We start from the raw sequence: 21,445 nt of genomic DNA on the forward strand, positions 1-21,445 counted from the left end.
AAATTACAATAAAGCCTTGGTGGTGAGTCTATGCGTCAATGTCTTAATCCTGACTGTCTTTTTCCTAACCCTGATAATTTTCAATATTGTCAAAAGTGCGGTAATAAGTTACTTTTGCGTGAAAGGTATATACCTAAATCAATTTTAGGTCAGGGTGGTTTTGGTAGAACATTTTTAGCTATTGATGAGGATAAACCATCAAAACCTTATTGTGTAATTAAACAATTTTTACCCCAAGCACAGGGAACAGATAGTATTGAAAAAGCATCCGAGTTATTTTCACAGGAAGCACAACGTTTAGAGGAGTTAGGTAAGCATCCTCAAATACCTGAGTTAATGGCTTATTTTACATCTGATAATCGTCAATATTTAGTACAGGAATTTGTGAAAGGGGAAACTCTACAAAGGGAGTTAGATAAAAATGGCGTTTTTGGTGAACAGCAAATTAGAGAATTATTAATAGAACTGTTACAGATATTGGAGTTTGTTCATAGTCAACAGGTAATTCACCGAGATATTAAACCAGAAAATATTATTCGCAGTAGTGACAATCAGTTATTTTTAGTAGATTTTGGTGCGGCGAAAATAGTCAAACCACAGCAACGCACAGCTACAGGGACAATTATTGGATCTGCTGAATATTGCGCTCCTGAACAGTCAATGGGTAAACCATTATTTATTAGTGATTTATATAGTTTAGGGGTAACTTGTTTGCATTTATTAACAGGAATGAGTCCGTTTGATTTATATAGTCCAATGGAAGGGGAATGGGTATGGAGAGATTATTTGAATGGAAATGTGGTAAGTGATGAATTAGGAAAGATTTTGGAAAAATTAGCAAGTCCTATTGCGAAATATCGTTATCAATCTGTAAAAAAAGTGATACAGGAGTTATATTTTGTAGATCAAAAACCTAATTCTCAACCACCTTTTGACAAACCTGAAATATCTGTTATCAAAGTACCCAGTCAGTATCAAAAACTAGAGAAATTGTTAGCAGATGGTAAATGGAAAAAAGCAGATGACGAAACAAGACGGATAATATTGACACTTGCTAACCGGGGAATACCAGGTTATTTAACCATAGACAATGTTCTTGATATTCCCAGTGAAGACATTAGCATTATAGACAATTTATGGGTAAAGAATAGTAATGGACGCTTTGGTTTTTCTGTACAAAAGCAGATTTATGAAAGTGTGGGGGGAACAACAACTTACAACCACCAAATCTGGAATAAATTTATAGATAAGGTAGGATGGAGAAAAGGAGAAAATTTACTCTCTGATAATGAAATTACCTTTGACATAAAAGCACCAAAAGCGCATCTTCCCTTTTTTCCCGTAGGTTTGATATGGTGGTGGAAAGTAGTTATTAGTTTGTATTCTCAAGATGATTACTGGAAAGCGGTTATAATAGTTCTGATCTTGCGTTCATAATAGTAAACTGTAAAATCTGAAGATTATAGAAAAAAAACTAATTCTGAATCAGGATAACCAGGATTAAAGGATGTACAGGATATTACCGTTAACTTACTAAAAATAACATCGTCTAAGATTCACGACTTCTATGTTTATTAAACTGAATAAATGATAAAGATTAACAAAAGAAGTCGGGGATCTCAACATGGCAAGCGCATCTTATTTTTAGAATGCTTACTGGACAAAGGTTTTGACGATTGTTAAGTTTTGTAACTAAAAGTTAAAACCCTTGCTGGGCATGGATTACAGAATTTAGGTGCGTTTGCCCTGGGGATCTCAATATCCTAGTCACAGATCCACAATTTGAAAACAAGGTAAAATCAAAGAATAATCAACCAAAAGTGAACAATGGAAACCCAACAACTAAAAGCCCTGATCAAAGAAACTATTTTAGAACTGATAGAAGAAGAAAAATGGACAATTCAAAAAACCTTAATCCCAATTTTGATCAATAAAGAAAATGAAGAATGGAACAAATTTTTCTTAGAACAAGCTATGAGAGACTTAGAAAATGATCATCTTCCTGAATACACAGAATCCGATTTAACAGATACTTTTGGGTAAAATTGGGGAAATTTCTGAAGGAAGATTAACAAGAACTAGACAAAATCTAGCAAATTGGATTTTAAAAGATTAAGTATATTTTGATGATTAAAGGATATTTCCTCATCTGTGTTTATCTGTGTTTATCTGCGTTCCCCAAAAATCAGGTGGGAAAAACCCACCCAAAAAATCAAACAGAAACTAAACCAAAGCGTTGAGGTTTTTTGCGGTTTCAAAGAAGAAAGCGACGTTTTCCTCTGGAGTTTCTGGTAATACACCATGTCCGAGATTAAGGATATGTCCCCAGTTACCGGCTTTGCGAACAGTGTCCAAAACGCGATCGCGGATAAATTCCTTAGAACCAAATAATACACCCGGATCAAGATTACCCTGTACTTTGACGTGCTTACCTAATCTAGCTCTGGCATCTGCCATATCTACTGCCCAGTCTACAGTAATGATATCTGCACCAGAAGCAGGCATTCTTTCCAAAAGTCCGGCACTACCTGTCACCAACAAAATTAATGGTGTGTCAGGATGAGTAGCTTTAACTTTCTGAAACACCATTTTTTGATAAGGTAGAGCAAAGGTATCATAATCTTGAGGGCTTAATTGTCCTGCCCAAGAATCGAACATCTGTACTACTTGAGCGCCACAATCAATTTGATAGCGGACATAATCAGCAATAGAATCTGCTAATTTTGTGAGTAGCTGATGGAGAATTGTCGGATCTGAGAAGGCCATGTTTTTGATGATGGAATAGGTTTTAGAACCCTTACCTTCCACCGCATAAGCTGCTAAAGTCCAAGGTGCGCCAACAAAGCCTAACACCGTTGATTGATTGCCTACTTCCTGCCGTAATGCTTGCAAAATCGTTTTGATAAACGGCAGTGCTGTTTCTGGATCTAAGGAATGCAGTTGATCAACTTGTTCTTGGGTGCGTATGGGCGAATAAATAATCGGTCCCTTCCCTTCCGCAATATCCATGTCAATCCCCATTCCTGGTAAGGGGGTGACAATATCGGAAAACAAAATTACTCCGTCGGGTTGGAAAGCTCTCCAGGGTTGGAGGGAAACTTCGATCGCTACTTCAGGAATTTCCGAGCGATCGCGGAATGAAGGATATTTATCCCGTAAATCCCGGTAAGCTTTCATGTAGCGTCCCGCTTGTCGCATCATCCATACAGGAGGACGATCTACTTGTTCACCACGAGCAGCCCTAAGGAGGAGAGGAGCCGTTAAGGAAACACCCATTTAACACTTCGTCCTAAGTCACTTTTATATTTCACCATTTAGCTTACCATCCTCAGATTCCTCTTGATCTGCCTATCTATACAGGTCTTAAGGTTGCTTGACTTAACTTAACAAAACGTTACGATTTTCTTTTCAAATCTGGAATCTGGAATTGTAGATTTGAAAATTTTTACAACTAGGGGTAGAAACAGCTTGATAATTTCTACCCATAACTATCCATATATTACTGTTTGTCCAAGTCTTCAATAAGTTGATCAACAAAATCCCTCAACCGTTGCTGCTGTGTCAGGGACGGTTTTAATTTTTTCCCTGACTCCAGGTAAAACCTTAAATTGCAAAGGTGATTTATCGTACGCTACCTGATTTTGTGGTTTAAATTTAATCCGAGGCATTGCCAAATCCTAATATGTCTGATATACTAGATATCATAGCACAACATTGAAGGTCGAATCAATGCTTTTATCATTCAAAACTGCACTAATTCCAAATAACCGACAGATTACAGCTTTTCGCAAGGCTTCTGGAGTCGCTAGACACGCTTACAACTGGGAAAATGCTCAAATCATAGATATTTTAGCTACTCGCAAAGAAGGCGAAAAACTTAAATTACCATCAGCGATTGACTTGCATAAAAAGTTAGTCGCCGAGGTTAAATCTGAACACGCTTGGTATTACGAAGTTAACAAAAATGTCCATCGTGACCTCAACGCAGCTAAGAATATTGACCGATGGTTTGCGGATATTTTTATCCCTGTAGCGTAGCGGTTCCTTTGAGGAACTACGGTCAGAAACGGTAAGTTCTACCGAGATTGTTTGTGGAGCGGGCAAACAAGATTGGAAGTCATTCTAAGACCGCGATGAAGCAGGAAATAAACACTAAGATTATCGCTGTCCAGATGTGTCTAGACTTTGGTAATTTTGGGTAAGTTTTATAGAACGGATACATGAACGTGCCTCAATCCAACCTACGAATCAAGGCTTTTTTCAATTTGGCGAAGGTATTGCAATAATGAAATTATGATTGCTACATCCAGTATAAATTAGGTTTGAGAAAAAATATAATGACTCAATCATCTTTAAATGGAAAATTAATCCAGGGTTTTGGGATTCTTTTGGGTATGAGTGTATCCTTGTTTGTACTCAGAGGCTTGGGTATTCTTACTTTCTTTCCTGGGGGTGTAATTGTTTTACTGTTCTTTGGAGCGATATCTTTGGCAATTTTCAGTTACTTTCAACGAAGATGGTGGCGTTTTTAACTATCGAGGACTTACGCACTAGACAAATTAGATATCATTTCCGGCATATTACTAGGTGCTTCAAATGGCAAAACTTTGTTAATTGTGGGCAAATTATCGGGTATGATGCACCCGACAAGAGATAAAATCCACAATACATCTTTTGTCAAATTTGTCAATACGTAAGTCCTATGATCATCAAATCCCCGCTTTTTCAAGCGAGGAGTCAGTATTAATTACCGACACTGACGATATTTCACGTGGTAAACTAAACCGCGATGGGCGAGATCAAAAGAGTCAACAGTGGCCATCCCTTGACCACTAGCGATCATCGCAGCATTCACCCGCATATTTACACTATCACCACAGGCTGACCAGACATCACCTACAGTCACTAATTTATCTCGAACGTTGTACTCAGTTTCCCCTCTAAAGGTTCTAGAAAAGACGGGGCCACGCTGACCAGCAAAAAAGTATTCTGCTCTTAGTTTCCCCGTTGTACCGGGAGCAACATAGCCCCGATAATCAGCATCGTAGAGGGAAATTTGAAACCCTTGGGGTACTTGAATCGGAATGCTCAAATTACAGCTTTTGCGTGCTTCTGATGATTTATTTCCCAGAGCGATAAATTGATCAAATAGAATACTTAGCTCTTGACCATCGGGACTAACGTTGACACTAGCAGATCCTTCAGGGCAACCATTACCACCATATCCTGCACCTACGATTTTAACTTTGCTGTCAGCAAAGGCAGGCCCGACAGAAGCTATCATCAGTGCAGCGGCAGCCAGAGAAGTTTGTACAAACTTGATAGATTTATTCTGGAAATTTTGATGATTCATAACTTATGTGTTTTGAGTATTTTCAGTAGTCTTATTACAAATGTCAACGGTCGAAGGAAAGTTGTTGTTAAGTAATTGGACAAAATAATTACACAAAAATTTGCTCTGAAATCCTTTAGTAATTAAGGATTGGCAGATAATTAATATGTAATTAATTTTGTCTGATTACTTATCACAACCTTATGAACATCAAGGCTGACGTTAGGGTGAATTTGTTCCCTTAAAACCAAATTAGCAAACAAACTTAACTTTTTCTATCATTCTCATTCAGCAACCCCAACTGTCACAGATTAATGTTTTTGAATTAATTATTAAGGTGTATAAAAATGACGAAATATATATGTAAGGTTTGTGGTTATATCTATGACCCAGAAGCAGGTGATGAAGATAGTGGTATAGCACCAGGAACAGCTTTTAAAGATATTCCAGATCATTGGGATTGTCCAGTTTGTAGTGCCCAAAAAGATGACTTTGAGTTATACGAAGAGTAATATGGATGGATATTACAGAAACTTTTGATTTTGAAGTTGTTACCCTTGCAAATTGTAGTTATTGGTGGTGGGGCGGCGGGATTCTTTGGTGCGATCGCTTGTGCTGAAGCTAATCCTCAAGCCCAGGTTACTTTAATCGAAGCTAGTCGTCAACCTTTGGCGAAAGTTCTCATTTCCGGTGGAGGACGTTGTAACGTTACTCATGCTTGTTTTGAACCCAAAATTTTAGTTCAGAATTATCCTAGAGGTGGTAAAGCCCTGCTGGGTGCATTTACCCGGTTTCAACCTCTAGACACCATAGCTTGGTTTACGGAACATGGGGTGAATATAAAAACGGAAGCTGACGGCCGGATGTTCCCAATTACAGATCGGGCAGAAACCATTGCTGAATGTTTAATTAAGGCGACTTTTGATGCCAAAATAGAACTTTGTATTGGCACACCTGTTACCGCTGTCACTCGTAAAAATGCCGGGTTTGAAATTCTGCTCAAATCGGGAGAAACGAAAGAATGCGATTGCTTACTTTTGGCTACAGGTAGCAGTTTAGCAGGTTATAAAATCGCTAGAGAATTAGGTCATGACATCCAACCCCCTGTACCTTCTTTGTTCACCTTTAATATTGCAGATCCTCAACTGCGGGAATTAGCAGGAATTAGTGTTAATTCTGTAAATCTGCGCTTACCTGGGACTGGAAAAACCCCATTCCAACAAACAGGCCCCTTGTTAATTACCCATTGGGGTGTGAGTGGTCCAGCAGTATTGAAACTTTCGGCTTGGGGGGCGAGAATTCTCCATGAAAACCGCTATCAACATAAATTATTGATTAATTGGTTGCCAGATTTATCCCAAGAGGAAGTGAGACAAAAACTTTTAACAGTCAAAGCTGAATGGGGACAAAAAGCGATCGCCCTCCATCGTGGTGTAGACTTACCTCATCGGCTTTGGCAATATATTATCAATCGTACCCATATTCCCACAGAAGAACGTTGGGCAACCATCTCCAACAAAACCCTAAATCAACTAGTCCTAGAAATCTCCCAAGGAGAACACCTAATTACAGGTAAAGGCGCATTTAAAGAAGAATTTGTCACCTGTGGAGGAGTCAACCTCAAAGAAGTCAACTTCAAAACAATGGAAAGTAAAATAGTCCCCGGCTTGCATTTTGCCGGTGAGATATTAGATATTGATGGTGTTACAGGTGGCTTTAACTTCCAAAGTGCTTGGACAACAGCCTACTTAGCCGGTCAATCCATGACAAAATCAACAGAAGATAACTAATTTCTTCCTTTGCGCCTTTGCTCCTTTGCGTCTCTGCGCGAAACAAAAATCTATAAATCGTGTTAGCAAATCAATATGAAATTTAGTGAAATCCTCAACCAGCTTAGTGATTATATTACCCAAAGTAGCCTTGACACTGATTTAGAAATTACTGGAGTTGCAGCCATAGACGAAGCGACATCTGGAACTCTCAGCTATATAGAAGGCTCTAAATTTGCTTCATTGCTCAATTCTACCAGTGCGAGCGCTGTAATTTTACCCCCAGATGAAAAATTGCAGAATCAAGCCACAGAAAAGGGGATTGCTTGGTTAACAACGAAAGAACCAAGACTGGTGTTTGCAAAAGCGATCGCTCTTTTTTATCAACCCTACCGTCCTAGTCCCGAAATTCACCCCAGCGCGGTCATTCACCCCACCGCCAAAATTGGTGATGATGTTTATATTGGCGCTCATGTTGTCATTTCTGAAGCTGTGGAAATTGGCAATTATGCCATTATTCATCCCAATGTTGTCATTTATCCAGAAGTCAAAATAGGCGATCGCACTACCTTACACGCTAATTGTACCATCCACGAACGCAGCCAAATCGGTGCAGATTGCGTTATTCATAGCGGTGCTGTCATTGGTGCAGAGGGATTTGGCTTTGTGCCTACCCGCACCGGTTGGTTTAAAATGGAACAATCAGGCTATACAGTTTTAGAAGATAGGGTAGAAGTAGGTTGTCATACAGCCATAGACCGTCCCGCTGTGGGGGAAACCAGAGTGGGCAAAGATACTAAAATTGATAATTTAGTCCAGATAGGACATGGTAGTCAAATTGGGGCTGGTTGTGCCATAGCAGGTCAAGCAGGCATGGCTGGAGGGGTAAGACTAGGAAATCGGGTAATTTTAGCTGGACAAGTGGGAATTGCCAATCAAGCTAAAATCGGGGATGGGGCGATCGCCTCTGCTCAAACTGGTATTCACGGCAATGTCGCACCGGGGGAAATTGTCTCAGGTACTCCAGCAATGCCGCACAAAGTGTACATCAAGGCAGCAGTAATTTATAATCGCTTGCCAGAAATATATCAATTCTTTAAACAATTAAAACGCAAATCAGGTGATGAATAATTGTCATTAAAGAATGAGATTCCGTTCTATAAAACTTACCCAAAATTACCAAAGTCTAGACACATCTGGACAGCGATAATCTTAGTGTTTATTTCCTGCTTCATCGCGGTCTTAGAATGACTTCCAATCTTGTTTGCCCGCTCCACAGACAATCTCGGTAGAACTTACCGTTTCTGACCGAAGTTCCTAAAAAGAACCCCACGCAGTTGCTACTCTGATCACTAACCTGTTAAGGTGCTTGTGTGGCAATTGCTAATCTTGCTCCTTTTACCTGCCGCACCCGATCCATCACTACCACGACTTGACCATGAGTAGCACTTTGATCAGCATTAATAATCACTACCACTTCCGTATTTTTGCCCATTAATTCCTGTACCTTTACTGGTAAAGTTTCCAGAGTTACTGGCTGGCGATTTAAACTCACATTCCCTGCTGAATCTACAGTAACGGTAATTGGTGCGGCTAATGATTGGGCTTTGGCTGTTGCTGCTTTAGGTAAATTAACTGGCAACTCTTCAGAACGATGTAAAAATAAAGTGGACATAATAAAAAATGTCAAAATCGCAAAAATGACATCAATCATCGGCACAATATTAATCTGGGCTGGTAAATCTGGTTCATCTGGTAGACGCATTATGATTTATCCCCTCTTTCATACTGGTGACGATAAACTAATTCTAATTGCCCACCATATTCTTGAATCCAGGCAATTTGTCGTAAATACATTCCCCGAAAGCTATTCGCAAAAAACAAGGTAATAATAGCTACAACTAGTCCCGATGCTGTGGATACTAAGGCTTCACTAATCCCAGAAGTGACACCAGCGGTTTTTGTACTACCGACATCACCAATATTTAATGATGCAAAAGAGCCAATTAAACCCAAAACTGTCCCTAATAATCCCAGCAAGGGAGCTAAACCAATAATTGTATCAAAAATATTTTGAAACCTTTTTAATAACGGGATTTCTGCCTGGGCCTCACTTTCTAAAGCCAAGCGGAATTCCTCTGGGTTGGGTTCTTCCAATTCTAAAGCCGCCAGAAAAATTCGCGCAATCGGTAAATCAGCATTTTTGTGTAGTATATCTAGAGAGGTAACTACATTACCTTGACGATAAAAACTTAACACCTGCTTGACTACGCGATTCTGACGGCCACTAATTCCTATCCAAAACGTAATCCGTTCCAGAATGAGAGTGATTCCTAAAACCGAGAAAAATAGCAGTGGCCACATAACTACGCCACCGGCTTTGAATAAGTTACTAATTTCCATTGACTCTTTTACTAATTCTTGATACAGCTAGATTAACAGATTTTCAAGAAGAGCAAGTCTAGGCGATTGCTATAGCAGAGTGTATTTGTGGTATGATTTTTTCAACTGAATATTGGTACTGATGTTCTCAATGTTCAAAAAAATTTCTTTTTTTGGGGTCAAAACCTATTGACTTTATTTTCTCGGCGTGATATTTTGATAATGGGAATGCGTGCCTAAATAAAAATTTTGCTTATGCTCCATTATAACGATATAACTATATTACCACATTTAGCCCGCCCCGCACCCTCAAAATAAAAAATTTTTTCAAAAAAACTTATTTAGAAATAGCAAATCAATAATTTAAACTTATGAATTAGCACAAGAAACTCAAATCATCTTCCTGCCCTGAATCACCTGTAAACTTCCACCAGCATATAAACTAGGTTCTCCCACATCAAAACCATAATCTCTTAACAAACCAGGTAAATCCGTTTTCAACAATTCCCAAGCCGTCTGGGTTTCAAACAACCAGAAAAATACCGCCAACCCCGGCCAAAATATCGGATTTGTGGGAGAGTGAAAATCTACCAAAGTGAAAACTCCTCCTGGTTTTAACACCCGATAAACCTCTGCAATGATTTTTTGCAGTTGTTCAGATTGCATTTCGTGTAAAGCCGCGCTAGTATGTACCACATCAAATAAATTATCAGCAAAAGGCATATTTTCAGCAAACGCTTTTATGTAAGTGGCATTTGGGACATTTTTCTGCGCTCGCTGGATAGATAATGGGGAAGCATCCAAGCCAGTGACATTTTCCGAAAAATTCACTAAAAATCTGGTTACTTGACCACTACCACAGCATAAATCTAAAATCTGAGTATCCGATTGCAGTTTTAAATTTTGTAAAGCCAGTTGACGAAACCGGGGTTCACCACCCACAGTCACAGCCGCTAACCGGGAGATGCCATCATATAGCCATTGGTATCTGTAACTTAAATCTCTAAAAATTGTGGCCATTGTTTTTTTTCCTGCCGATAAAGCTTTATATTTAATAAAGATATATTGTTAACATTAGTGAAAAATCTGTAAGGATTGGGGGAAAGTAACTGCTATGGGTCGTATAGGGGTATTATTACTTAATCTCGGTGGTCCCGACAAACCAGAAGATGTCGGACCGTTTTTGTATAATCTGTTTTCTGATCCAGAAATTATCCGCTTACCGTTTCGCTGGATGCAAAAACCTCTAGCTTGGTTTATTGCTACGCGCAGAGAAAAAACATCTCAAATAAATTATCAGCAAATCGGCGGCGGTTCTCCATTGCGACGGATTACAGAAGAGCAAGGAGCAGCCATTAAAGCTCAGTTAGGTGAATTAGGACAAGAAGTTAATATCTACGTGGGAATGCGTTATTGGCATCCTTACACAGAAGAAGCGATCGCCCAAATTACTCAAGATAACCTTGATAAATTGGTAATTCTCCCGCTTTACCCCCAATTTTCCATCAGCACCAGCGGTTCTAGTTTCCGGTTATTAGAACAACTATGGAAGGAAAACCCCAAACTCCAAAGTCTTGAGTATACCGTTATTGACTCTTGGTACAAAGAACCAGGTTATCTGCAAGCAATGGCAGAACTTATAGTTGGCGAACTGGAGAAATTTCCCCGTCCTCAGGACGTGCATATCTTCTTTAGCGCCCATGGTGTACCTAAAAGCTATGTAGAGGAAGCCGGCGACCCCTACCAGCAAGAAATTGAGGAATGCACCGACTTAATTATGCAAACCCTCAACCGTCCCAATCCCCACACCCTAGCTTATCAAAGTCGTGTTGGTCCTGTTGAATGGCTAAAACCTTATACAGAAGATGCACTGAACGAACTCGGTGTAAAAGGCGTGAAAGATTTAATAGTTGTCCCCATTAGTTTTGTTTCCGAACACATCGAAACCCTACAAGAAATTGACATTGAATATCGAGAAATAGCGGAAGAAGCAGGAATACACAACTTCGGACGTGTCCCTGCGCCCAACACCAATCCGGTATTTATTAAAGCCCTATCCGACTTGATCATTGATGCTCTCAAACAACCTGACCTGAAACTCTCTCAAGTCACCCAAATGAAAAAAAGGGTAAAAATGTATCCCCAAGAACGTTGGGCATGGGGAATAACCACCAGTGCCGAAGTCTGGAATGGTCGGATAGCCATGCTAGGATTTATCGGGCTAATTATTGAGTTAGTTACTGGTAAAGGGTTACTGCACGTGGTCGGGCTTTTACATTAATCTTCATAATTGTTCAGAGGGAACAGGGAACGGGCAACTTTCTAACAGGAAAAACTCATGTTTGAGTTAAACATGAGATTGAAATAATGACACTGTTTTTTTGGTGCTTACGCATCTTTTAAAAACATCTTTTTTTTGACAGAAGCTCTAAACTGGTGCAAATGAGTGTTTCTTATCTGTTCCCTGTTCCCTGTTCCCTTTTTTGGTAATTGTCAATTATCAATTTTTACCTTTAGACCAGTCATACCAGTATTTTCCACTAAGAACAGCCAGCCAGAGGAGGATTAAAGCAATTAATCCTCCTTGAAGAGGAGCATCCACAGCAAAAAATACAAGTGTAACACACAGGACATCTTGCATAAACACTGCCCATATTGGCAACCCACACAAGCGATAAAACCAGCCTAATAAAACTAGCTGCAATACCAAAGCTAATAAACCACCAATCAAAGCAACTAACCAACTTGGTGTGGTTATCGCTGAAGCAACAGACAAGCCCATTAAAGCTCCTACCAAGGGAGAGAAAAATAAATGAACTTGCTGGACTATTCTCTGGCCAATGAGTTTTTTGGAAGCGAATAGTTCAAATAAAGACCAACTGGTGAGTAGTCCGATTAAAACATGGGGAGAAATGCGTGATAGGACTGGCATCTGCGACCAGAGTTCCTCCCCTTGGAGGATACCAATAATTAGTAAAGGTACACCTATTCTCATCCCAGCAGCAGCACCAGCAGATAATATAGCGAGAATTTCAATCATGGGTATATCCCCGACTTTACCAAATTAGCAAAGGTGCTTTATAAAGAAAATGCCGAAAACCCTTGAAGATGTGGCTGACTCAGGAAGCCACATCTGTGCTTCAGACAAGGGATGAAGGCTAGTTGCAGGATTTATCCTGCATTGACACTGGATCTGGCAGACTGTCTATCCAATCTTCTATTAGTCTAGTTACAGAATATTCTTTTTGTTCGGCTAATAACTTTAGTTTATGGAATCTGCGCGGTGTCGTTCTAATTCTTATATATTCAGTCTTCATCTTGTCTCCTATTTGTTTCCTATCTATGTTACTATATTAATAGGTCGTAAACAAATAAAGCAATGATAGTTCTAGAGTATAAAGTCAAGGGTAAACAGCATCAATATAACGCGATAGATGATGCAATTCGGACTACTCAATTCGTTCGCAATAAAGCGATTAGGTATTGGATGGATGCACCACGTGAACTAAAAGTTGATAAGTTTGCCCTGAATAAATACTCTACTGAACTTCGGAAAGAATTTCCTTTTACTGCTGAGTTAAACTCAATGGCTGTGCAATCAGCCGCAGAAAGAGGATGGTTTGCTATATCAAGGTTTTACGACAACTGTAAATCTAAAAAGTCTGGTAAAAAGGGATTCCCCCGTTTTCAAAAAGATTGCCGTTCCGTTGAATATAAAACATCAGGGTGGAAGCTACATAAAACAAAGCGACGCATCACTTTTACCGACAAGAAAGAGATTGGTGAACTCAAATTATTAGGCAAATGGGATATTCAATCCTACGAACTTAAAGACATTAAACGAGTGCGCTTAATCCGTCGTGCAGATGGATATTATGCTCAGGTTTGTATCGGCATTGATGTTGTAGATATTCAACCGAAAACGGGTAATGAAATCGGATTAGATGTTGGTATTGAGTCGTTTTACACTGACTCTAACGGACATCATGAACCTAACCCTAAGTTTTTGAGAAAGGCTGAAAAATCAATCAAACATTCTCAAAGACGGATTTACAAAAAGCATAAAGGTTCTAGTTGCAGAAAAAAAGCTAGAAAACTTTATGCCAAAAAGCACTTAAAAGTAAGTAGGCAACGTATAGAACACGCTAAGAGAATAGCGCGTTGCGTAGTCAAATCTAACGATTTAGTCGCCTACGAAGATTTAAGGGTTTCAAATATGGTAAAAAATCATTGTTTAGCAAAATCAATTAGTGATGCTAGTTGGTATTTGTTCCGACAATGGATTGAATATTTTGCTGTTAAATTTGACAAGATTGCTATAGCTGTTACTCCACACTATACTTCTCAAAAGTGTTCTAGTTGTGGCGTAATTGTCAAAAAATCTCTATCAACTCGCACTCATAATTGTAGTTGTGGATCGTATCTTCACAGAGATACAAATGCAGCAATTAATATTTTAAATCTTGCAAAAGCTAGGGGAGGGCATCCCCAAAGTAACGCTACAGGAGTTGAAGCCACTACTCTACTTGGTGCAAGCCTGGTTGAGCAAGTTTTGACGATGAATGTAGAATCCCCTCGGCTTTAGCCAGGGGAGTGTCAAATTTTGAGTATAGTAATCAGCCATATATTTATTCTTCACTTTGCGACACGGAAGGAGTCAGTGGTCAGAGGGAATTGACAATTGATACCAATTACCAATTGACAATTACCAATCCTAGTTCTAAATACCCAGTCGTTGATAAACTTGTTCTAAATGCTTGAGATGATGTTGTGGATCAAAACAGGCTTCTATCTCTGCGGGTGACAAGTTTTGAGTGACGCGAGGATCTTTGCTGATTAAATCACGGAAGTTGCCTTCTGGTTTATTCCAAGCAGTGTGGGCGCTTTCTTGGACTATAGAGTATGCTTCTTCGCGGTTAAGTCCTTTGTCTATTAAGGTTAGTAATACCCTTTGACTAAAGACTACTCCCCCATAACAGTTGAGATTTCGGGCCATGTTTTCAGGATAAACCAACAAGTTATTTACCAAGTTGGTGATTTCATGCAGCATAAAATGAGTCAGAATGCAAGCATCTGGTAAAATTACTCGTTCTACAGAACTGTGGGAAATATCCCGTTCGTGCCACAAAGCGACGTTTTCTAATACTGCCCCTGCATGACTTCTCACCAGTCGCGCCATCCCTGTTAACCGTTCGGAACGGATAGGATTACGCTTGTGAGGCATAGCACTAGAGCCTTTTTGCCCTTTAGCGAAAAATTCTTCAACTTCTAAAACGTCTGTTTTTTGCAAGTTGCGAATTTCTACAGCAAAGCGTTCTATGGATGCAGCGAGTAATGCTAACTGTTGCACAAAGTCTGCATGAATATCGCGGGAAATTACCTGAGTGGAAGCAGTATCGGGTTTCAGTCCGAGTTTTGCACAGGCAATCGCTTCTACACGTGGTTCAATGTTGGCGTAAGTTCCTACCGCACCGGATATTTTGCCAACAGCGATGGTTTTTTTGAGAATTTGCAGCCGTTCTTGGTGTCGTAATACTTCCGCTAACCAACCAGCTAACTTAAAGCCAAAGGTAATCGGTTCAGCATGAATACCATGCGATCGCCCAATCATTAACGTATGCCGATGTGTTGTGGCTTTCTTGCGAATGGCATCAATTACATCTTCTAGGCGTTTTAACAACAAATCCAGACTAGCAACTAATTGTAGTGATAAAGCAGTATCCAAGACATCAGAACTAGTTAAACCTAAATGAATATAGCGTCCTGCATCACCTACATATTCATTAACATTTGTCAAAAAAGCAATGACATCATGATGGACTTCCGCCTCAATTTCTAGCACCCGCTGCGGGTCAAAATTCGCCTTAGCCTTAATTTCTTCTACTGCTGCTGCTGGAATATAACCCAGTTCTGCCTGTGCTTCGCAAACCGCGATCTCTACATCTAGCCAGGTTTTCAGCTTATAGGTTTCACTCCACAAATTGCCCATTTCGGGCAGGGTATAACGCTCAATCACATTCACAGCATCTAATACAACTGTCATATTTTACATTGAAAATTACCCACTCTTAATGCTTATCCCCACCAGATAACCGTCATATTGCAATTGTAAATTACCCCAATTCCCAATTAAAGCTACCAACTATCTTTGACACTCTCAGCGGCTTTAGCCACTGAGATTCTACTGACAGAATTAGATTAAGGATTTAGCCCAATCCAATCTCGCTGCGACCGCCAAACGTCGCCTAGACGCTCAAAACAACTGCCAATCAAGGTGTCGAAATTGCGCTTACTTTTATTGTTTTCAGAATCCATCACTAAGCCAAGACTCGGTACGCTCCACACCCTGCCATTACTCGCTCTTTCTTGTCAATACTGCCGTTAGGACTTGAACCTAACAGTTATTTCATAGGAGCCAGGATTTCTCCGTACTAGGATGCTTCAACACATAGATGTTTTTTATTCTTACTCACAATATAAATTTGACTTTTTATCGGCTAAATTGATTAAACTGAGAAAATTAAACCTAAAACAAGTAACATTTGCCGGAGTCTTAGCAATAATGCCAGAGACACCTTCAGGTTAAGGACAAAAAAATGCTGGCTATGCATAGTATTCAGAATGTGGATCAGCTAAATCTCAAATTAGAATCAACTTTACAGGAATTACCAGTTTGGACAATTCAAATTGAAACAAATCATCCAGGTAATGAATTAGCAATGCTTTTTGAAGAAGATCCTTTGCTGCCAGGGATTATCTTGACTAAAGAAAAAAAATATGTAGGCATGATTTCTCGACGGCTATTTTTTGAACAAATGAGTCGTCCCTATGGTTTAGGACTATTTGCCGGTCGCCCTGTCGAATATCTTTATAATTTTTTACAACCTAAAACATTTATCTATCCAGAGGATACCCCAATTGTCGAAGCAACTCAAATAGCTTTAGGGCGATCGCACAAACAGGTATATGAACCACTGGTGATTACAGATCAATCTTATCAATATGGATTGCTAGATTTTCATCAGTTACTTTTAGCCAATTCCCAAATTCATGTTTTAACATTAAATCGCCTGCAAAAAGAAACAGAAAAAGCCAGAATAGCTAAGGCTGACTTTCGTGATCTTCAGCATAACTATAGCCGATTATTACAAAACGACAAAATGATTGCCTTGGGACAATTAGTAGCTGGGATTGCCCATGAAATCAATAATCCCATGAATTTTATTTATGGCAACCTCAATTATGCTATCGAATATTTTCAAAATATACTCTACATCCTGGAAAATTATAAACAAGAATTATCCTATGCTGACGCAATATCTGAAGCTAAAGAGAAGGGAATTGAAATAGAATTTATTCTGGAAGACTTACCAAAATTACTATCTTCCATGAAAGTTGGTGCTACAAGAGTAAATGAAATTGTCTTATCTTTACGTAATTTTTCCCGATTAGATCAAGCAGAAATTAAATTTGTTGATATCCATGAAGGTATAGAGAATACATTAATAATTCTCAAACATAGTTTAAAAGCTAGACCTGAGCGGTTAGAAATTGAATTAATTAAAGAATATGACAAATTACCATTAATAAAGTGCTATGCAGGGCAACTGAATCAGGTATTTATGAATATTCTTGCCAATGCTATTGATGCTCTTTCTGAAAGTGATAATTTAATTCTAAAAACCCGTAAAAATTTGCAAATTCGGATTCGCACAGAAATAACTAATGATAATTATGTTATTGTTCGCATTGCCGATAATGGTTCAGGCATTTCAGAAGAAGTCCAAAAACGATTATTTGACCCATTTTTTACTACCAAAGCTGTAGGCAAAGGAACAGGATTAGGATTAGGATTATCAATTAGCTACCAAATCGTAGTTGAAAAACATGGTGGTGAACTTTATTGTATATCTACTCCTGGAGAAGGTTCTGAGTTTATTATCAAAATCCCAGTTGTCTCGAATCACTCAGACGAAATACAGCAAACTTCAAAGTTTATGGATGAATTTGACTCAAAATAAACCGCAACCGATCATAATCATCTTTGAGTAACATACTCAGATGTCTTCCAGCTTTAATCAACCATTCTCGGTCAGTTTTTCGTAACTGATATATTCCCCGAATAGCGGCTGCGGCCAAAGAATCTACAGGCGCACCACTAATAAAAAGTAATGTTCGTAAAAAATCTAGTTCTTCTGTAAACTGAATAATTTCTTTTGCTTGACAATGATTAACAGCTTGGTGAATTTGTGGCGGACGAGGTGGCAAATATTGATACATTTTGCTGTTATTACTATTTAGAGATTTTTCTTTAAATCCCACAATCGCTGCTCGAAATTCAGTTTTGAGCATGGAAAATATTTGGGGTTGTTCCTCACGCAAAGCTTCTAAAGATAATCCTAGTGCAACTGCCCGATGTACAGAATCAATAGGCATCGTTGTGGCATGATAAACTACGGCATAAACTTGATTACCTGATTCTTCATCTACAGCACAAACCCAACTTCCAAAAGGTGGCATTGGTGGAAAACTCAAGTCTTCTGGTTCTAAACATTGAGCCAAAAATTCTGTAGTTGTGGTTTCAATTATCTCTGCAAAGTGATGGGAATGGCGATTGTCAATAGCAAACTGTGGTAAAGGTAGACGCATAAGCAATTAAAAATTATCAATTAAAAATTAAAAATGAATAAACATATTTTCTGAAGGTGCGATTAGTCAATAGTCTTAGTGAAAAACTAATAACCACTGACTAATAACTAAATTACTATTTCCCTTTTTTCTGGATTGTAGTTTCCACGGGTTCTAATTCTGGAAGACGGAAAGTAATTATTTTATCCCAATTACCACCTTCAAACAGTACAGCTACTTTACCATCACTAACTCGTTGGACAAGTCCTTCTGACCGATAATATGTATCAGCAGGATTTTTGACGCGAACAGTTGCTCCAGGTAGGATCATCATATTTACCCTTATTGGTTTCTTATTTCTAGCTTAATTGGTAATTGGTAATTGGTGATTGGTAATTCTATTCTTTCTCCTGCTTCTTTAACTCCTGACTCGGTGACTCCTCTTTAATAATACTTTTGGCGTTGACGATAATTAGCTACAGATTCTACTATACCGATGGCAATAAAGTTAGTCAGCATCGCCGAACGTCCATAACTCATCCACGGTAAGGGAATTCCCGCCACAGGTGCTAAACCAACTGTCATACCAACATTCACAATTAGTTGAAACACAATCATAGACAAAACACCAATAGCCAAAAGTGAACCAAAGTTATCTTTAGCGGTTTGAGCTACATGAAGTAAACGGAAGCAAATTAAGCAAAAGACCGATAGTAAAACTAAACAACCCACAAGACCAAATTCTTCAGCAACAGCCGAGAAAATAAAATCTGTGTGCTGTTCCGGAACAAAATTCAGTTGAGTCATGGGACCTTTAAACAAACCCCAGCCCCAAACTTCACCAGCGCCAATAGCAATGCGAGATTGAATCAGGTGATAACCAGCGCCAAGAGGATCATGCTCAGGGTTGATAAATACACTAAGCCGATTTTTTTGATACTCTTTTAATACATGATTCCAGGCAAAAAGGCCTAATTCGCCACCGAGCATATTTAGACAGAATGAAGCAATAGCAGCAATACCAAACCGCTTCCAAGGCAGACTAAACCAACCAACTACCCCCATAGATACTGCCCATACTAAACCTAATATGCTTAATGATATGTCTTTAGATAACATTATGGGCGTTGATAATGGCCAAGATATACTAAATAATATTGCTGCCATTACCGGGGAAACCATGAGTATTAACCAGCCGGGGTTGGCATTTGCCCAGTACAACATTCCTAAAAATATTGCCCCGAATACCAGCGATGTTGCCAAGTCTGGTTGTAAAAATACCAATGCCCAAGGTACAACCGTAATTGCCAAGACACGGAAAACACTCTCTAGAGTAGAAGCAGTTCGCCTATGTAACAAAGCTGCTAAGGTAATAATTAATCCTAATTTGGCAAATTCTGAGGGTTGAACATTAAAACCCGCAATACTAATCCAACGCTGTGCGCCTTTGGCACTAGTACCAGCGAGCATGACAGCGATTAAACTAAAGTTGGTCAGCCCATAGATAAACCAATGCCACTCCATGAGGGTTTCATAGCGGCAACGAGCTAAAAATAAGGCGATTATTGTCCCAATAGCGGCTGTCAACCAGTGCCACCACCAGTCAGTTACAGGTTGCTTCAGTTCTGTACTCAGAATCATTAGCCCCCCGAACATACTAACAGCAACGGGGAGAAAAAATAGTAGTCCATCTATTTGTTGCCAGGGCTGAAGCCAAGATTGCCAACGCATTTTAGGGAACGAAGGTTTTAATAACATTGTGTGAGGAGGATGTTGGGCAGGGGAGTAGGGCAGTAGGGGAGTAGGGCAGTAGGGGAGTAGGGGAATAGGGGAGTAGGGCAGTAGGGTAGTAGGGGAGTAGGGCAGTAGGGGAGTAGGGGAGTAGGGGAGTAGGGGAGTAGGGGCAGGGAGAGAAATTTTCTTCTTTCTTCTTTCTTCTTTCTTCTTTCTTTCTTCTTCTAAACTCCTGACTCGGTGACTCGGTGACTCCTGACTCGGTGACTCGGTGACTCCTGACTCGGTGACTCCTGACTCGGTGACTCCTGACTCGGTGACTCCTGACTCGGTGACTCGGTGACTCCTGACTCCTGATCTTATGTCAAAGCATTAACTGATACTTTACCTGCTACAGTGAGAGCGATCGCTGTTAGGGCTTTGGCTGCGGCTGAGTTGGGTTCACCAATTACTATCGGCACACCAGTATCACCGCCAATCCGGGTAGAAATTTCTAATGGTACACATCCTAACAGAGGAACTCCCAATTCTGCGGCTGTTTTGGAACCACCACCAGAACCAAAAATGTCATATTGCTTATCTGGTTGATCTGGGGGGATAAAATAGCTCATATTTTCCACAATTCCCAAAACTGGGACATTTAACTGCTGGAACATCCGCAACCCCTTTCGGGAGTCCAACAAAGCTACAGTTTGTGGTGTGGTGACAATGACTACTCCTGCCATTGGGACAGCTTGGGTTAAAGTTAATTGAGCATCTCCAGTCCCAGGGGGCATATCCACAATTAAATAGTCCAGTTCTCCCCATTCGACTTGATAGAGAAACTGACGAATCACACCATTCAGCATGGGACCGCGCCAAATTACTGGCTGATCTCGATCAATCAAAAAGCCCATTGAAACCAGCTTGACACCATGATTAAAAGCCGGTTCGAGGATGTCTCCTGCTTCTGTAGAACGGACATTAATTTCGGAATCACTCAAACCCAACATTGTGGGATCATTGGGTCCATAAATATCTGCATCTAATAAACCGACCTTTGCCCCAGTTTGCGCTAAAGCCACGGCAATATTTACAGCCACTGTACTCTTACCAACGCCACCTTTACCGCTAGAAACAGCAATAATATTTTTCACCCCAGGTACGCCATTCCGGTCTGGTAAGCTTTTTTGCTGGGGTGTTTCCGCTGTTACTTCTATAATTACATCTGTGACATCAGGCAGCTTTTTAACAGCTTTTTTACAGTCTTCAACAATAAATTCCCGTAAAGGACAAGCGGGAGTGGTTAACACCAAAGTGAAACTAACCTTGCCACCGTCAATCTTGACGTTGCGAATCATATTCAGTTCTACCAGACTTTTGCGAAGTTCTGGATCTTCTACTGGTCGCAATACTTCCAGGACTGCGTGGGAATCTAGGACATCATACATAATGTGTTTACCGTTGCCGCTTACTATATAGCTTAAAAAATTTTCATTGACAGATACTAGAATCTTAACTTTATTGGGGCAGTTGTTGATTAGTCATTGGTCATTGCTAACAGGGCAGAAAATCCTTAAAAAATCAAAGCAGCTATCATGTAGAGATTTTTTATGGGATT

General features: G+C 39.7%; 22 protein-coding genes. 10 read left to right on the forward strand and 12 right to left on the reverse strand.

Annotated features, from left to right (window positions below; translation table 11 throughout):
- Positions 1–30: 30 nt before the first annotated feature.
- Together HGD76_RS01585 and HGD76_RS01590 are read left to right on the forward strand one after the other, a co-directional pair.
- The gene (locus HGD76_RS01585) at positions 31–1,437 is read left to right on the forward strand and encodes a protein kinase domain-containing protein (protein WP_168694769.1); all 1,407 of its coding nucleotides are present in this window, start codon (positions 31–33) and stop codon (positions 1,435–1,437) included.
- 390 nt (positions 1,438–1,827) lie between these two features.
- Positions 1,828–2,043 carry a hypothetical protein gene (locus HGD76_RS01590; RefSeq protein ID WP_096668748.1) on the forward strand — a complete coding sequence of 72 codons (216 nt, stop codon included), beginning with the start codon at positions 1,828–1,830 and terminating at the stop codon, positions 2,041–2,043.
- Positions 2,044–2,223: 180 nt separating this feature from the next.
- Here the strand turns inward: HGD76_RS01590 and hemE are convergent, their stop codons facing one another.
- Together hemE and HGD76_RS01600 are read right to left on the reverse strand one after the other, a co-directional pair.
- Positions 2,224–3,276 (reverse strand): uroporphyrinogen decarboxylase, encoded by a 1,053-nt coding sequence (hemE, locus tag HGD76_RS01595; protein ID WP_168694770.1) that lies wholly within the window; start codon positions 3,274–3,276, stop codon positions 2,224–2,226.
- A 254-nt stretch (positions 3,277–3,530) separates the two neighbouring features.
- On the reverse strand, positions 3,531–3,668 hold the full coding sequence (locus HGD76_RS01600; protein WP_168636213.1) for a hypothetical protein: 138 nt from the start codon (positions 3,666–3,668) through the stop codon (positions 3,531–3,533).
- Between the two features lie 61 nt (positions 3,669–3,729).
- Here HGD76_RS01600 and HGD76_RS01605 point away from each other — a divergent pair, with 61 nt between their 5' ends.
- Together HGD76_RS01605 and HGD76_RS01610 are read left to right on the forward strand one after the other, a co-directional pair.
- Positions 3,730–4,038, forward strand: a complete 309-nt coding sequence (locus HGD76_RS01605; RefSeq protein WP_233467006.1) for a helix-turn-helix domain-containing protein — start codon at positions 3,730–3,732, stop codon at positions 4,036–4,038.
- A gap of 299 nt (positions 4,039–4,337) precedes the next feature.
- Positions 4,338–4,532, forward strand: a complete 195-nt coding sequence (locus HGD76_RS01610; RefSeq protein ID WP_148762727.1) for a hypothetical protein — start codon at positions 4,338–4,340, stop codon at positions 4,530–4,532.
- 215 nt (positions 4,533–4,747) lie between these two features.
- On the opposite strand, the gene HGD76_RS01615 is transcribed toward HGD76_RS01610, so the two are convergent.
- Complete coding sequence (locus tag HGD76_RS01615) at positions 4,748–5,353, reverse strand: DUF4360 domain-containing protein (protein ID WP_168694771.1); 606 nt, start codon at positions 5,351–5,353, stop codon at positions 4,748–4,750.
- A gap of 326 nt (positions 5,354–5,679) precedes the next feature.
- On the opposite strand from HGD76_RS01615, the gene rd reads away from it, so the two are divergent.
- From rd to lpxD, 3 genes are all read left to right on the forward strand, one after another.
- Positions 5,680–5,844 (forward strand): rubredoxin, encoded by a 165-nt coding sequence (gene rd / locus HGD76_RS01620; protein ID WP_148762723.1) that lies wholly within the window; start codon positions 5,680–5,682, stop codon positions 5,842–5,844.
- Between the two features lie 36 nt (positions 5,845–5,880).
- The gene (locus tag HGD76_RS01625) at positions 5,881–7,122 is read left to right on the forward strand and encodes a BaiN/RdsA family NAD(P)/FAD-dependent oxidoreductase (RefSeq protein WP_015081169.1); all 1,242 of its coding nucleotides are present in this window, start codon (positions 5,881–5,883) and stop codon (positions 7,120–7,122) included.
- A gap of 75 nt (positions 7,123–7,197) precedes the next feature.
- Positions 7,198–8,232 (forward strand): UDP-3-O-(3-hydroxymyristoyl)glucosamine N-acyltransferase, encoded by a 1,035-nt coding sequence (lpxD, locus tag HGD76_RS01630; RefSeq protein WP_168694772.1) that lies wholly within the window; start codon positions 7,198–7,200, stop codon positions 8,230–8,232.
- Positions 8,233–8,461: 229 nt separating this feature from the next.
- Here the strand turns inward: lpxD and HGD76_RS01635 are convergent, their stop codons facing one another.
- From HGD76_RS01635 to HGD76_RS01645, 3 genes are all read right to left on the reverse strand, one after another.
- A complete protein-coding gene (locus tag HGD76_RS01635; protein WP_168694773.1) occupies positions 8,462–8,866 on the reverse strand; it encodes an ExbD/TolR family protein in 405 nt (134 codons plus the stop codon).
- A complete protein-coding gene (locus HGD76_RS01640) occupies positions 8,866–9,504 on the reverse strand; it encodes a MotA/TolQ/ExbB proton channel family protein (protein WP_015081172.1) in 639 nt (212 codons plus the stop codon). The genes HGD76_RS01635 and HGD76_RS01640 overlap by 1 nt, the downstream gene beginning before the upstream one ends.
- 369 nt (positions 9,505–9,873) lie before the next feature.
- Positions 9,874–10,503, reverse strand: a complete 630-nt coding sequence (locus HGD76_RS01645; protein ID WP_168694774.1) for a class I SAM-dependent methyltransferase — start codon at positions 10,501–10,503, stop codon at positions 9,874–9,876.
- 94 nt (positions 10,504–10,597) lie between these two features.
- Here HGD76_RS01645 and hemH point away from each other — a divergent pair, with 94 nt between their 5' ends.
- On the forward strand, positions 10,598–11,764 hold the full coding sequence (gene hemH, locus HGD76_RS01650; RefSeq protein WP_148762713.1) for a ferrochelatase: 1,167 nt from the start codon (positions 10,598–10,600) through the stop codon (positions 11,762–11,764).
- A gap of 219 nt (positions 11,765–11,983) precedes the next feature.
- Here the strand turns inward: hemH and HGD76_RS01655 are convergent, their stop codons facing one another.
- Positions 11,984–12,523: a DUF4126 domain-containing protein gene (locus HGD76_RS01655; RefSeq protein WP_168694775.1), complete on the reverse strand. Its 540-nt coding sequence runs from the start codon at positions 12,521–12,523 to the stop codon at positions 11,984–11,986.
- Positions 12,524–12,862: 339 nt separating this feature from the next.
- Between HGD76_RS01655 and HGD76_RS01660 the strand changes: the two genes are divergently transcribed.
- Complete coding sequence (locus HGD76_RS01660; RefSeq protein WP_168694636.1) at positions 12,863–14,068, forward strand: RNA-guided endonuclease InsQ/TnpB family protein; 1,206 nt, start codon at positions 12,863–12,865, stop codon at positions 14,066–14,068.
- Between the two features lie 135 nt (positions 14,069–14,203).
- Here the strand turns inward: HGD76_RS01660 and purB are convergent, their stop codons facing one another.
- Entirely contained in the window at positions 14,204–15,499 is a 1,296-nt protein-coding gene (gene purB / locus HGD76_RS01665) for an adenylosuccinate lyase (RefSeq protein WP_041458503.1), read from the reverse strand.
- Between the two features lie 580 nt (positions 15,500–16,079).
- Here purB and HGD76_RS01670 point away from each other — a divergent pair.
- On the forward strand, positions 16,080–17,504 hold the full coding sequence (locus HGD76_RS01670; protein ID WP_168650874.1) for a sensor histidine kinase: 1,425 nt from the start codon (positions 16,080–16,082) through the stop codon (positions 17,502–17,504).
- Here HGD76_RS01670 and HGD76_RS01675 read toward each other — a convergent pair.
- The 4 genes from HGD76_RS01675 to HGD76_RS01690 all read right to left on the reverse strand — a co-directional run bounded on the left by HGD76_RS01675 (position 17,479) and on the right by HGD76_RS01690 (position 21,275).
- Entirely contained in the window at positions 17,479–18,132 is a 654-nt protein-coding gene (locus HGD76_RS01675; protein ID WP_148762709.1) for a hypothetical protein, read from the reverse strand. The two genes, HGD76_RS01670 and HGD76_RS01675, sit on opposite strands and share 26 nt — an antisense overlap.
- Positions 18,133–18,247: 115 nt before the next feature.
- Entirely contained in the window at positions 18,248–18,442 is a 195-nt protein-coding gene (locus HGD76_RS01680; RefSeq protein WP_168697330.1) for an NAD(P)H dehydrogenase subunit NdhS, read from the reverse strand.
- Between the two features lie 113 nt (positions 18,443–18,555).
- Positions 18,556–19,869 carry a rod shape-determining protein RodA gene (gene rodA, locus HGD76_RS01685; RefSeq protein WP_168694776.1) on the reverse strand — a complete coding sequence of 438 codons (1,314 nt, stop codon included), beginning with the start codon at positions 19,867–19,869 and terminating at the stop codon, positions 18,556–18,558.
- Positions 19,870–20,204: 335 nt separating this feature from the next.
- Complete coding sequence (locus tag HGD76_RS01690) at positions 20,205–21,275, reverse strand: Mrp/NBP35 family ATP-binding protein (RefSeq protein WP_015081182.1); 1,071 nt, start codon at positions 21,273–21,275, stop codon at positions 20,205–20,207.
- Positions 21,276–21,445: the final 170 nt, after the last annotated feature.

Source organism: Dolichospermum flos-aquae CCAP 1403/13F (assembly GCF_012516395.1).
Classification (GTDB): Bacteria; Cyanobacteriota; Cyanobacteriia; order Cyanobacteriales; family Nostocaceae; genus Dolichospermum; species Dolichospermum lemmermannii.